Raw genomic sequence first — 13,101 nt, 5'->3', positions numbered from 1 at the left:
TTTTGCGAACTGGTTCCGTTTTAGCCCGCATTGCCTCGATTCACTCAATGGCTCAGGGTGAAATGGAAGCGTGCTCCCTCGCCTGGGCGGGACTCCACCCAAATCCGGCCATCATGACGAGTGACGATGCGCTTGACCGTGGCAAGGCCGATGCCCGTTCCGGGGAACGATTCCGTGGTGTGCAGGCGGGAGAAGGGTTCGAAGAGCCGGTTCGCATAGCGCATGTCGAGCCCGGCACCGTTATCCTCGACGCAGTACACCGTGCGTGTACCCTCCTGGCGAGCAAGAAAGGCAATGCGCGGCATACGGGTGTCGCGTGTGAACTTCCAGGCGTTGCGGAGCAGGTTGTCGAGCATGACGTGCATCAGTCCAGGGTCTGCATTCACGCTCAGATCCCGGGTGATCTCGACTTCGACCCTGCGTTCCGGGTCCTCGGCATGGAGCTCCTGAATGACCGATTCGGCCAGTGCCGACAGGTCAACCTGCTGGCGCTTGAGTGGCTGGCGAGCCACCGTTGCCAGCCCGATCAGTGCATCGATGAGGATGGCCATGCGCTCGGCGGCCTTGCGGATGCGCCCAAGCTGCTCGCGCTGGTGCGCCTCGAGCCGGTCAGCGGCGTCCTCGTAAAGGATGCGGGCAAAACCGTCGATGGCTCGCAACGGTGCGCGCAGGTCGTGCGACACGGAGTAGGAGAAGGCTTCCAGCTCACGGTTCGCGGCCTCGAGCTCGGCGGTTCGCGCTCGCACCCGGGCTTCGAGTTCGAGGTTGAGGTTGCGCAGGGTCATCTCCGCGATCTTGCGCGCAGAGATGTCATCCAGGGTGCCGGCTATCCAGCTCGGCGATCCGCTGCCCGCACTCGGCCGGCGTGCATTGATCGCGATCCAGCGGATCTCGCCGCCGTGGGTGCGCAGCCGCAGCTCGTCGGCCCATTCCTGGCGCTGGCCGTCGAGCAGTTCGGCGAATGCCGCACGCGCCCGCTGGCAATCGTCCGGGTGCAGGAAGTCGGCGAGCGGGCGGCAGAGGCTTTGTTCGATCGCGAAGCCGGATAGCACCTTCCAGAAGTCGTTGAGAAAGGTCAGCTGACCGATATTGTCGGTGCGGAACAGCACCTGCTTCACCGACTGCAGCATCTCGAGCCAGTGTGCGCTGTCGTCCGCTGGCGCTGAGATTCCAGTAATGGGCGGGCGAGCTGGGGCCGGCGACTCGGTGGGGGCCTCGGGGGGCGATTCGCGGTCTTGCGGTCGGGCAGTCACGGAAGCACGATCGTGGTAGGCAGGGGTGCCCCGGGCATGCGCTCGTGGGCGACTTCCTGTATATCACAGATCGACTTCGCGCCACCGGTACCGGATCAACAGCGCATAGAATTGCGTCCGGTCAACGCGCACGACAACCCCGGCAGGACCAAGACATGCCCCTCTCCACCTCGAACACTCACGCCCATCCCGGCCTTGCGCTCCCGTCGCCCTGGGTGCTGCGTTTTGCCCCACTGATCCCCGCCGGTTCGCGTGTGCTCGACTACGCCTGCGGCAATGGTCGCCATGCGCGCTGGCTGGCAAGCGCGGGCTACGAGGTGGCTGCTGTCGATCGCGATTCCCTTGCGCTGGAGGCCTTGCGGGACATCCCCGGCATCCGGACGCGCGTACTCGACTTGGAGGGTGCCGACTGGCCGCTGGCCGGCGAGCGCTATCGGGGGGTGGTCGTGACCAATTATCTGTACCGACCGCGCTTTGCGGACATGCTTGCTCTGCTGGGGCAAGGCGACGTCCTGATCTATGAAACCTTCATGGCGGGCAACGAGCGCTTCGGCAAACCGTCGCGGGCCGACTTCCTGCTCCAACCCATGGAGCTCATCGACCGTCTCGAGGGCGACTGGACCTTGGTTGCCTTTGAACAGGGCGAAGTGCAGGGCGCACGCCCTGCAGTGGTTCAGCGCATATGTGCGATCCGCGGCAAGGTCGAGCCGCAGCTGCCTGCGGCCTGAACATGGGCTCGGGCCCCGGCGTCCGATCCGAAGCCGTGCCCCGTATTCAGCCGAGCTCCAGGATGCGCCGGGCCAGTGCGTGTATTCCGGCCGGGCTCAGGTCGTCGGTGTGCAGGCTGGGGGCGTCCGCGTAGCGCAGGTAGTTGCCGTTCTGCGAGCGGCGGTAGAGCGGGTCGTAGTGCAGGTCCATGAGTTCGCCGAACAGCGCCGGCAGGGCGTGCGCTTCAGCGAGTGCATGCCAGCGTGCCAGTGTGTCGCGGCTCTGCAGTTCGCGCAGCCTTTGCAGGCTGCGTTGCAGGCCGGCCACGTCGTCGCCCAGGTAGGCATAGTCGCGGATGAGGAACTCGAGGCGGGCGTCCCGCGTCGCGTCGATCATGATGCAAGGCGCGGCACGCATGCGCATGATCAGCGGCTCGGGTACGAACACCATGCCGATCCTGCGGCTCTCGGCTTCGATGTACACCGGGCGTGCCAGGTTCAGCGTGACGAGTTGAGCATGCAGCATCGTCTCAAAGTGCTTCTGCGCAGGCTGCGGGCGGTTGGGCAGGGCGCCCAGTACCGATCCTTTGTGGGCAGCGAGATCTTCCAGATCTAGTGTTTGCGCGCCAAGCGTGGCAAGGGCCTCGAGTACGCGTGTCTTGGCGCTGCCGGTGGGGCCGCAGACGACGCGCAGATCGAGCCCTGGCGCAATCTGCTCGATACCGGCGATGACGTGGTGGCGAAAGGCCTTGTAGCCCCCCTGAAGCTGGCAGGCATCCCAGCCCACCATGCGCAGCCAGGTGGTGAATGAGCCGCTGCGCTGGCCGCCGCGCCAGCAGTAGATGAGCGGGCGCCAGCTGCGAGGCTTGTCGCATAGTGCGGTTTGTAGATGATGCGCGATGTTGGCGGCCACCATCGCGCCGCCGACACGCCGCGCTTCGAAAGCGGATTGCTGCTTGTACATCGTACCGACGATGATGCGTTGCTCGTTGTCGAGCACCGGCAGGTTGACTGCGCCGGGCAGGTGGTCCTCTGCAAACTCGGCCGGCGTGCGGGCGTCAATGATCTCGTCAAACCCGGACAGCTGTGCTACGGTCGCGACGCCTTTTTGCATGGTTGATGCGGCTCCATCCGGTGTGCGCACCGGCCTGCCGTCACTCCTCACTGAACATGAATGAAATCAAACTGACCCAATTCTCCCACGGTGGCGGTTGCGGCTGCAAAATCGCGCCCGGCGTACTCACCGAACTGTTGGCTGCGATGCCTGCCGGTGTCGTGCCCGCCGACCTGTTGGTCGGTACCGACACCGCAGACGACGCCGCGGTTTATAGACTGAACGAGCGCCAGGCGATCGTTGCCACCACTGACTTCTTCACCCCAATCGTCGACAATCCGCGCGACTTCGGTCGCATTGCCGCCACCAATGCGCTTTCCGACGTGTATGCGATGGGTGCGACGCCGCTGTTCGCGCTGGCCGTCGTCGGCATGCCGCTCGACAAGCTGCCGCGCGCGGTGATCGGCGAGATCCTGCAGGGCGGGGCCGAGGTGTGTCGCCAGGCGGGCATCCCGATCGCCGGCGGGCATTCGATCGATGTGCTCGAGCCGATCTACGGCCTGGTGGGCCTTGGTGTGGTTGACCCGGCGCGGGTGCGCACCAATGCCGGCGCACGGGCAGGCGACGTGTTGATCCTGTCGAAGCCGCTCGGTATCGGTATCCTGTCTGCAGGTCTCAAGAAGGGCACGCTGTCGGCAGAGGGCTACACCGAGATGTTGCGCTGGACGACCACGCTCAACCGGGCCGGTGCGCGCATGGCCGATATCGATGGCGTACACGCGGTGACCGACGTGACCGGCTTTGGCCTTGCTGGCCACCTTTTGGAGATGTGCCGCGGTGCCAAGCTTGGCGCCATGCTGCGCTTCGATGCGCTGCCGGTGATTGCGGAAGCATTGGCGCTGGTCCAGGCGGGCACGGCCACGGGCGCGTCTGCACGCAACTGGGCGAGCTACGGCGACAGCATCGATCTGGCTGCCGACGCACCCGAGTGGCGGCGCAAGCTGATTACCGACCCACAGACCTCAGGCGGCTTGCTCATTGCCTGCGCGCCGAACGCGGTGGATGCCGTGCAGTCGGCCATTTGTGCCGAGCAGGGGGTGCCCGGTACCGTCATCGGTACCATGGCGGCGGGTGCCGTCCGAGTGCAAGTGGCCTGAGCGGCCTTACTGCAGGATTGGCGCAAGATCCTTCCAGACGGTATCGAGGATCAGAGGCTGTGCCTCGGCGCTCGGGTGAATGCCGTCCGCCAGGAACATTTCGGGGCGGTCGGCGAAACCTTCGAGCAGGAAGGGTATCAGTGGCACCTTGGTGTCGGCGGCGACGTCGACGTAGGTCTGGGCGAAGCGGCGGGTGTAGGCTGCGCCATAGTTGGGCGGCATCTGCATGCCGACGAGCAGCACGCGTGCGCCTGCCGTGCGCGCGTCGGCGATCATCGCCCGCAGGTTGTCGCCCATGAGTTGCGGGCGCAGCCCGCGCAGTCCATCGTTGGCACCAAGCTCGAGGATGAGGATGGTCGGCCGGTGGCGCGCCAGCGCTGCGGGCAGGCGCGTGCGTCCGCCCGCAGAGGTTTCACCCGATACACTGCCATTGACGACCTCGTGCAGGAACCCTTCCTGTCGCAGACGCGTCTGCAACAAGGCGGGCCAGTCCTCGCCAGGCTTGAGGCCGTAGCCGGCCGACAGGCTGTCACCCCAGACCAGGATGGAGGGTGCGGCGTGGGCCATGGCGGTGAACAACAACATGACGAAGAAGGTTGCGATGGATCGTAGCGGCATTGAGCTCTCCAGTCCGGTCATCGAGGTCGATGGCCTGTCCAAGCAGGTGCGGCTGGCTGATGGCCAGGGCGATCTGCACATTCTGCAGGACGTGAGTTTCGCGGTGGGGGCGGGGGAGTCGGTCGCCATTGTCGGCGCGTCCGGCTCGGGCAAATCGACGCTGCTGGGATTGCTCGCCGGCCTGGATGTTCCCGTGTGCGGCACGGTGCGGCTGCAGGGTACCGATCTGTTTGCGCTCGATGAGGATGCGCGGGCGGCCTTGCGAGGCGAATCGATCGGCTTCGTGTTCCAGTCCTTTCAGCTCTTGCCCGCGCTCACGGCGCTGGAGAACGTGATGCTGCCGCTCGAGCTTGCCGGCGTTGCCGATGCTCGAACGGTCGCTTCGCAGTGGCTGGAACGGGTGGGTCTGGGTGGCCGGCTGCGTCATTATCCCAAGCATCTTTCAGGGGGAGAGCAGCAGCGCGTGGCACTGGCACGTGCTTTTGCGCCCAATCCTCGGGTGCTGCTGGCCGATGAGCCGACCGGCAATCTCGACGCGGAAACCGGACAATCGGTGATCGAACTGATGTTCCGCCTCAACCGCGAGGCTGGCACCACCCTGATCCTGGTCACGCATGACGAATCCCTGGCTCGCCGCTGCGGGCGTGTGTTGCGCATGCAGGCCGGGCGCTTGGCGGAGCAGCCTGCGCCCGCCTGAGCGCAGGCTGCTCCGGATGATCAACCCACGTCGTTGCCGAACAGGTCGAGGATGCCGTCCAGCCCGGAGTGGTCAAGGCAGCAGTGGGCTACGTCACGTAGTACAGGCTTGGCATGGAATGCAACGCCAAAGCCTGCCGCGCGCAACATGGGAATGTCGTTGGCGCCATCCCCAGCTGCAATCACCTGCTCAGGTTTCAGGCCAAGTTCGTCACGCATGCGTACCAGATGGTTTGCCTTGGCCTCGCCATCGACGACGTCGCCGATCACCTTTCCAGTCAGCTTGCCGTCGATCACTTCCAGTTCGTTGGCGTAAGCGTAGTCGAAGCCGAGACGCTGCTTGAGGCGCTCGGTGAAGTAGGTGAATCCGCCCGACACCAGCATGCTGCGGATGCCCGCGCGCTGCAGTCCCTGCAGCAGGCGCTCGGCGCCGGGGTTGAGCTGCAGGCGGTGATCGAACACCTCGGCCAGTGCGCGCTCGTCGAGTCCGGCGAGCAGTGCTACGCGGCGCGTCAGCGATTCGCGAAAGTCGATCTCGCCCTGCATCGCGGCCTCGGTAATCGTGGCCACTTCGCGCTTGAGGCCCTGCATGTCAGCGATCTCGTCGATGCACTCGATGTTGATCAGCGTCGAATCCATGTCGGTGACGAAAAGGCCGAAGTCGCCCAGCCGGCGGCCTTCGGGGAGCCACACATGGTCCAGTCCGCCCTCGGCACAAGCCGTGACCAGACCTTCGTGCGGCCGGGCGCCGAGCAAGCGGAACGAGCGCGGGGTGATCTGCTGGATTTCGCGCGTTTCGGTGAGCTTGGCGACGTTCTTCAGCGCGACGCTATCGACGTCGGCAGCCAGCACGACCAGGTTCATGCGCGCCGCTCCACAGCCGGCAGCACCTCGCGCAGCACGGCAGCGGCGTTGCGGATCATGTCCTCGGTGGTGTTCCAGCTCACGCAAGCGTCGGTCACCGAGCAGCCATACTTGAGCTGCGACAGGTCGGCTGGAATCGGCTGGTTGCCGGCTTCGATGTTGCTCTCGATCATGAGTCCGACCACCGACTCGTTACCTTCTCGAATCTGATGCATCACGTCCTTCATTACCAGCGGCTGGAACTCGGGCTTCTTCCAGGAATTGGCATGCGAGCAATCGACCACGATGTTCTTTGGCAACTTTGCCTTGGCCAGCGCCTGCTCCGCGAGCGAGATCGACACCGAATCGTAGTTGGGGCGTCCGCCGCCGCCGCGCAGCACTGCATGACCGTAGCGGTTGCCGCGGGTACGGGTGATGGCCGATTGGCCCTGGCTGTTGATGCCGAGGAAGCTGTGCGGGCTTGCGGCCGAGATGATGGCGTTGATCGCCACTTCAAGGTCACCGTCGGTAGCGTTCTTGAAACCGACCGGTGTGGACAGGCCTGATGACATCTCGCGGTGGGTCTGGGATTCGGAGGTGCGAGCACCGATGGCGGTCCATGAAATGAGATCGCCGTAGTACTGCGGTGCGATAGGGTCGAGCGCCTCGGTTGCGGTGGGAAGGCCTATCTCGCAAACGTCGAGCAGGAACTGGCGAGCACGCTCCATGCCGACGTCGATGCGGAACGAGTCATCCATGAAGGGATCGTTGATGAAGCCCTTCCAGCCGGTGGAGGTGCGCGGTTTCTCGAAGTAAACCCGCATTACCAGTAGCAGGGTGTCGGATACTTCATCGGCGAGGGTCTTGAGTCGGCGCGCATAGTCGAGGCCGGCCACCGGGTCGTGGATCGAGCACGGTCCGACGACAACGAACACCCGCGGGTCCTTGCGGTCGAGGATGTCCATCACCGCCTTGCGCCCGGCGACCACCGACGCAGCAGCGCGCTCGGTGAGCGGGACGCGGGCCTTGATCTCGTCCGGCGACGGCATGTGATCGAAGGCGAGGACGTTGAGGTTTTCGGTCTGGGTGAGCGGCATTGCGAAGGCTCCGGTTGCGGCCTGGAAAGCCTGCAATTGTAACGCCCGTGCGGAGGTGTGTCCGGGAAGATTTAAGGCATCATGGGTGGGGGCGGGCAGCGTGCTCTCGCTTGCGCCTTGCGCGGCATCGCGGGTGGGGAGCGCACTGACAGGTTACGATCGGTAGAGAAATTGCTGTCGTTATTGGCCCGATGCGCGCATACTGTGGCCCAGCGATATTCAAGTCGTGCAGTTTGTTTGTTGGCATATCCGATTTTCGGTTGCGGTCTCATGGTCGCACCGTTCGGCCGTATTCCCCCAAGTCATACCTTGCTGTCTTGATACTCGCCCCATCCAGGGGGCTTTCCCCGTTTTCAGGAGATTCAAGACATGGCAGCTGGTACCGTAAAGTGGTTCAACGATTCGAAGGGCTTTGGTTTCATTACGCCGGAGGCCGGGGGTGACGACCTGTTCGCGCACTTCTCCGCCATCCAGGGCCAAGGCTTCAAGACCCTGGCTGAAGGCCAGCGCGTCACCTTCGACGTGACCACCGGCCCCAAGGGGCTGCAGGCGTCGAACATTCGCGCCGCCAACTGAGTTGCATCCCAGCCGTCGCGCGTAAAGCGCAGGCTGTCGCAAGGCCCGGCAAGCGCCGGGCCTTTTGCTTTTTGAAACCCGATAACCCGAAGCGCATTCAGCGGCGGCAAGACAGGCGCCAATGCCTTGCGTTACAGAAGGGGTTCGCCGTAACGGGGAGCTCACCAACAAGGCCCGTGCGCTGCAGCTTCGCTGTGCGGTGCACGCAGCTACATCATCAGCGCGCTCAAGGAGATCCCGATGTCCCAGTTCATACAACGCACCGAACTCAAAACGTTCTATTACACGCCTGTTCACTGTCCGTTCTGCGGTACGCGTGTCATGGGCGCCGATCCGCTCGACGAAACCCGCATCACGGCTTGCCAGCACACCTTGTTCATTGCCCACGATACGGCCTTCGAGTACCGGTCGGCACGCCTGAACGCAAATCTGAGCCTCGAGGGCATGTCTGACCAGCAGGTCGAAGCCGCATGGCTGGCGGACGAGCGGGGCATTGACGGTTTCACCGACACCGTGACCTTGACCGACGCAATAAAGGTCGCGGCCTACGCGCCGGAGCCTTCAGCCTACGGTTCGTACTATGGTTTCGCGCCTGTCGACGCCCAGTTGGACAACTGACCGTCCTGGCGCCTTGTGCTCCAGTCGGTAGGGCGTCTAGATCAAAAACTCTGGCAGGCTCCGACAAATCGATGAGCGTCGCGTCGAGATCGAAGACTGCGTCCAGCCAGTCTGACTATAATTGGTCGACTTCCATGCCATCCTGATCGTGTCTGGTCTGGCCATGCTGCGGCCGGCGACGCGACCGCGAATGACGTGACGATGCGCTCCTCTCGGGGTGCGTGTGCACTCCTGCTGGGCGCTCTTGCATGCCACAACCCCGACCGCTGACGCATCACCGTGCGGACCCGAGCGTGATGATGCTCGGGGTATCGGCGCGGTCGACGATCGGCGAGCGCATCAGCAGGGCCACCGGGGTGCTTGAGCTTGTCGTGAGCCTGCTCATTGCCTTGGTGTCTCCGTTTGCGTTTGTCTTTCTGCTCGTGACGCACGCAAAGTGGGTGATCGCTCTCGGTGCCTTGAGTACTGCAGCGCATGCTTTATGGCGCGCTCGGTTCGAGGGCTGGGGTGAGCGGTCGGCGGGAGAGCCCATGGGCGCCGGCCGGCGTGTCATGCTGACGCTGCTGGTGCTGTGTCTCAACACACTGTTCTGGGGGCTGGTGCTGTCGAGCATCGTACCGCGGACCTGGGTCTCGAGTTTCAACGCCAGTGCGCCAGCGTGGCTTAGCGATCACGACTGGCTGCGATGGGCCGAACCCTTAAGTGCGAGCGTCGAGGCCTTCGTGGCGGGGGCGCTCGTGGAACTGCTCGCCTACGTGCTCGCCCTGCTGCCTTTCGTGCTCGTGGTGGCCGTCGTAGCCCTGCTCATGATCCGACTCGGGGCTGGACGCGCGCGCGACAGGGTGATGTTCACCTTCTATGTGCTGTTCGTCGCCGGTTCTGCCTGCTTACTGTGCTATCTCCTGTTTGGCAGTTCGCTGGCTTGGCTGTTCTGGGGAATCAACGGCTACATCTTGTGGAAGGGGGGTGCGTGGCTGACGCTGTTCAGCGTCTTCGTGGTCGGGTCGATCCCGTTTCGCATCATGACACTGCTGCGTAACGGAAGCGGGCTGCGGGCGTTCTTCCGATGAAGGCCGGCGCAGGTGTTGCATCGGAGGAGGAGCGCGCATATGGCTCGCGCCCGGCAAGCACCTGGGCTTGCGGCATCAAGGTGCTGGGGGTAGCGCTGATCCTGTGCTTCGCGCTTTCCGGGTACGCCGATGATCCCATGTCGGCACCGGTGCAGGACTTCGTCGTGGTGGAAGCACGCGGTGGTATCCAAGGCTTCCGCTTTCACGATCTGCTCGTACTCGATCCCGCAAACGGACGTATTCTCAATGTGCTGCCGATGAGTCCGCGCTTACCGGAGGCTCTGATACAGCGCGCCGACGATCGCTTGCGATTGTTCCCGATTGACCAGGGGTTGCTTCGGACGGTTGTCGCGCCGTTGGGCCAGACCGTGGTCCATAGCCGGACGGTGGCGGGCGAGGCCTCCAGTCGACGCGTGCACAGCTATGTGTGGCGCATGGCGTCCGGCGAGCTTGCCTTCACTCTGGAGGATGCTTACGGTTTCGCGCTGCTCGGCGAAGACGGCGCTCATCTTGCGGTGCTCACCAAGGACAAGGACGTCTCGGTGACTGAGTTCCAGGTCTGGGACATCGCTGCCAACAGGATGATCTTCAAGGCGCGCTTTCCGGAGGCGGAGCATGTCCGCGCTCATCGCACCAACGCGGTGAATCTTGCTGTTTTCTCGCTCGACGACGGCTACCTGATGGTCTGGGATCAGCGCCAGCGAAATCTGCGCCGGATCGCAGTGCCGGACGGGCGTCAGCTCGACCAGCTCCGTGATGGCTACGCGTGGAGCATGCAACAAGGGGCGATAGCCCTTTCCGCAGACGAGCGCTGGCTTGCGTTCCTTACGCGCTCGACGCGACAGCAGCCCTTGCCAGGCTACTACCTTGTTGACCTTGATCGGGCCGATCCGTCTGCGCCTTTGACGCCGTCGGCCTCGGGGGTCCTGCACGATAGTCCGTTTGCCTGGGTGTCTTTTGGTTCAACACTGCTGGGGATGAGCGCAACTGCGCTTCATCGCGTCGCGCTGTCCGACGATTCCGACGCAGGAAGTTGGGCGCCGCGGGCATGGGTTGCGCAGGGGGCCTCGACCCCAGCATGTGCCGGAACGTCAACGCAGAGCCTGCGCGCATGCGCAAAGGCCCGGGAGCTGGAGCGTGCCCGCAGGGCCTTCCTGCCGCCCGGCGCCATGCTCGAGGCTGTGGACGTGCTGGTGCGCACGCGTTACGTCGCCAGCAATGATGCCAGGCTGCTAGTAGCTTGGGACGGCTACAACGGTCGTCCGATCATCCTAGACGCCAGTGTGTTCCCGCCGCGCGAGATTTCCCCGGATCGGCCGGATGGGGCCGATCCAGCAGCGCTGTATGAAATCCGCCCAGGTTTTCCACTCGATGAGGGGGCTCGGGCCGCGCCCGGCATGCTGCGTTTCAGCCACTACGGAAGTCATCTCGTCAGTTTCGAGCCTGAAGCGGGTGCCACGTCGTCACCGCCGGTCGAACTGCGTGCTTACTCGACTCCAGATCTCGTTCCCCGTCCCATGCTCAACCCTTCACTTGGTGATTATCTGCGTGCTCGACGAGACAGTCAGGGGCTGAAGAATCCTGCACTGTGCCGGCTGGAGCCTGCGGCATGTCACATGACCGATGGTGCGCGGCAGACGATAGGGGTCGTAGAGGCGCCAGTGCGTCAGTCCGCTGCAAGTGCACACGCCGACCTTCCCGATGCGAGCGATGTCCCGCTCTCGATCGAGCGGTGGATGAGACGTGATCCGTCGCGCGCGAGAACATCCGCGCCCGAGCTGTGCAAGGTCCTTGGGCGCATCCAGCGCCCGATTCAGGGCGAGCCCTATTTCATCGACGGTCATTACCAGGGTATCCGTATCGCGGCTCAGGCCGAGATCATTGCGAGCGACCCGGCCGTGCCCTTTCGCGACGGCGACATCGTGTTCGACGGTGGCTGGTGCAGCGCGCGCGCGTGCTCTGCCGATGCCTTTGGCCAGGCGATGAAGCAGGCTTGTGCATCAAGGCGGCATGACCTCATCCGCAACGTCGTGCTCGAGGTTGGGTCAATCGACCCTGAGCGCGACCGAATCTGGATCATGATGGAAAGGCCATGACGCATCGCACTCGACATGTCCGCGCTGGCACAACAATCATCCGGGTGGCTGCTGCCGCACTGCTCCTCGCCGGCTGTGGCGATCGCTTGCTCGAATCGAGGGAGGCGGAGTTGGAACTGGCCGATCCGCTGCAAGGCGCCCGGGTGGCAGACCCCCGGATGCATCTGCGCTGGCCCGAGGGTACGCCGCTGGCCATCAACAAGGTCCTGCGTGCGCCCATGGTGGTAGGCGATGCCGTCGATCATGCGCAGGCGCCCATCCCGGTCATGAGTCTGGTAAGGGTGGAGGTGGCGCTCTATCGGCCGATTGATTGCGACAAGCCGCCGGCATGGTTGCTTGACAGCCGTGCATTTGACTACCCGGCGTCAGTCGACGAGGCACGGCTGGCCGACCTGGGGCTGCCCGTGCACGCCGCGGAGGTGTGGCTTGTGCCGGCTTCCACCGGGGGTGCCTATTCAGATGCTCGGCCAAGGGGCGCTGCTGGCAACGCCGTTGCCATGGAGAGGCGTTATTCCGGAGAGGAGTCCGAGCAGCGGGCGCCGTTTGACGCTGCGTTCGAGTTCGGTCCCGCCTGGTTGGGTATCCCCTTGCGCCAGGTGGGCGCTGCTCGGACTGTGGTCTTCCCCCCAAGTCAGGATTGCACGGGCTTGAAGCGAGCTCAGGACGATCGGGTGCCGATTCGCGTGGTTGCCTACGGTCCCTTCGATCAAGGCTCGGAGCCGAGCAAGTACCTCCGGGTCCCGGCCGACACACCATTCACTGCTCGCGTCGTCGAGGTGTGCCCGGTACGCATCAAGCAGCGCGACGAACTCTTCGAGGTCCGCACCGGCATGATCTACCGGCCGGCGTCCAAGGAGTGGCGGTTTGCTGCCAGCGTTCTGGGTGAGTGCGAGAGTGGGGTAGTTGAGCTCAAGCTTGGCCCGCTCGTGACTCGGGTTACGGGGGGCGATGCGGGCCGCCGGTAAGCTGAAGGGTGAGTGCATCAGTGTCGCGGGCAAGGCCGTGTGCTCTCCAAGTTCCGCTCCGATAGGCGCAAAAGGAAGTTTTATTGATTTCCTGTTGACCGGCGTTTTTTTATCTCTATAATGCGCGGCTCTCCTGAACGAAAAACACTTTTCAAAAAGAGTTCGGCGCTTAAGGGGAGTGAGAGTTCTGTTAGATGTTGTGCGAAAAATCAGCGCTCGACGTAAGCAGGATTCAAGCAAAAAGACAGTTGATGAATGTCTGTCGCTCTTTAAAAAATTGAACAACCGATAAGTGTGGGTGCTTGGTGGTTGTGGTCGAAAGCGACTTCGGTCGTTTTGGTTTCACAATGA

Annotated in this window: 13 protein-coding genes; 8 read left to right on the top strand and 5 right to left on the bottom strand. The window is 63.8% G+C overall.

Annotated elements, in window-relative coordinates:
* Positions 1 to 44 precede the first annotated feature (44 nt).
* Positions 45 to 1,253, bottom strand: coding sequence for a sensor histidine kinase (locus C662_RS13220; RefSeq protein ID WP_232431619.1), 1,209 nt, complete (start codon positions 1,251 to 1,253; stop codon positions 45 to 47).
* Between the two features lie 155 nt (positions 1,254 to 1,408).
* Here C662_RS13220 and C662_RS13215 point away from each other — a divergent pair, with 155 nt between their 5' ends.
* Positions 1,409 to 1,981, top strand: coding sequence for a class I SAM-dependent methyltransferase (locus C662_RS13215; RefSeq protein WP_002929976.1), 573 nt, complete (start codon positions 1,409 to 1,411; stop codon positions 1,979 to 1,981).
* A 46-nt stretch (positions 1,982 to 2,027) separates the two neighbouring features.
* Here C662_RS13215 and mnmH read toward each other — a convergent pair whose 3' ends face one another.
* Positions 2,028 to 3,074 carry a tRNA 2-selenouridine(34) synthase MnmH gene (gene mnmH, locus C662_RS13210; protein ID WP_002929974.1) on the bottom strand — a complete coding sequence of 349 codons (1,047 nt, stop codon included), beginning with the start codon at positions 3,072 to 3,074 and terminating at the stop codon, positions 2,028 to 2,030.
* Positions 3,075 to 3,130: 56 nt separating this feature from the next.
* On the opposite strand from mnmH, the gene selD reads away from it, so the two are divergent.
* Positions 3,131 to 4,171, top strand: coding sequence for a selenide, water dikinase SelD (gene selD, locus C662_RS13205; RefSeq protein WP_002929973.1), 1,041 nt, complete (start codon positions 3,131 to 3,133; stop codon positions 4,169 to 4,171).
* Between the two features lie 6 nt (positions 4,172 to 4,177).
* Here the strand turns inward: selD and C662_RS13200 are convergent, their stop codons facing one another.
* The gene (locus C662_RS13200) at positions 4,178 to 4,789 is read right to left on the bottom strand and encodes an arylesterase (protein WP_051018570.1); all 612 of its coding nucleotides are present in this window, start codon (positions 4,787 to 4,789) and stop codon (positions 4,178 to 4,180) included.
* Here C662_RS13200 and C662_RS13195 point away from each other — a divergent pair.
* Positions 4,773 to 5,486 carry an ABC transporter ATP-binding protein gene (locus C662_RS13195; protein WP_198291800.1) on the top strand — a complete coding sequence of 238 codons (714 nt, stop codon included), beginning with the start codon at positions 4,773 to 4,775 and terminating at the stop codon, positions 5,484 to 5,486. The genes C662_RS13200 and C662_RS13195 overlap by 17 nt on opposite strands.
* Before the next feature lie 20 nt (positions 5,487 to 5,506).
* Here the strand turns inward: C662_RS13195 and serB are convergent, their stop codons facing one another.
* Together serB and C662_RS13185 are read right to left on the bottom strand one after the other, a co-directional pair.
* Entirely contained in the window at positions 5,507 to 6,349 is an 843-nt protein-coding gene (serB, locus tag C662_RS13190) for a phosphoserine phosphatase SerB (RefSeq protein ID WP_002929964.1), read from the bottom strand.
* Positions 6,346 to 7,425 (bottom strand): 3-deoxy-7-phosphoheptulonate synthase, encoded by a 1,080-nt coding sequence (locus tag C662_RS13185; protein WP_002929962.1) that lies wholly within the window; start codon positions 7,423 to 7,425, stop codon positions 6,346 to 6,348. Before C662_RS13185 ends, serB begins: the two co-directional genes overlap by 4 nt.
* A gap of 369 nt (positions 7,426 to 7,794) precedes the next feature.
* On the opposite strand from C662_RS13185, the gene C662_RS13180 reads away from it, so the two are divergent.
* The 5 genes from C662_RS13180 to C662_RS13160 all read left to right on the top strand — a co-directional run bounded on the left by C662_RS13180 (position 7,795) and on the right by C662_RS13160 (position 12,750).
* On the top strand, positions 7,795 to 8,001 hold the full coding sequence (locus C662_RS13180; protein WP_002929959.1) for a cold-shock protein: 207 nt from the start codon (positions 7,795 to 7,797) through the stop codon (positions 7,999 to 8,001).
* A gap of 240 nt (positions 8,002 to 8,241) precedes the next feature.
* Positions 8,242 to 8,619, top strand: a complete 378-nt coding sequence (locus tag C662_RS13175) for a hypothetical protein (protein ID WP_002929956.1) — start codon at positions 8,242 to 8,244, stop codon at positions 8,617 to 8,619.
* Between the two features lie 293 nt (positions 8,620 to 8,912).
* On the top strand, positions 8,913 to 9,689 hold the full coding sequence (locus tag C662_RS13170) for a hypothetical protein (protein WP_198291904.1): 777 nt from the start codon (positions 8,913 to 8,915) through the stop codon (positions 9,687 to 9,689).
* Positions 9,686 to 11,785 (top strand): hypothetical protein, encoded by a 2,100-nt coding sequence (locus C662_RS13165; RefSeq protein WP_002929951.1) that lies wholly within the window; start codon positions 9,686 to 9,688, stop codon positions 11,783 to 11,785. Before C662_RS13170 ends, C662_RS13165 begins: the two co-directional genes overlap by 4 nt.
* A complete protein-coding gene (locus C662_RS13160; RefSeq protein ID WP_002929949.1) occupies positions 11,782 to 12,750 on the top strand; it encodes a hypothetical protein in 969 nt (322 codons plus the stop codon). The genes C662_RS13165 and C662_RS13160 overlap by 4 nt, the downstream gene beginning before the upstream one ends.
* Positions 12,751 to 13,101: the final 351 nt, after the last annotated feature.

The organism is Thauera sp. 28, from assembly GCF_000310145.2.
GTDB lineage: Bacteria > Pseudomonadota > Gammaproteobacteria > Burkholderiales > Rhodocyclaceae > Thauera > Thauera mechernichensis.
This window is presented reverse-complemented; position numbering and strand designations above follow the sequence as displayed.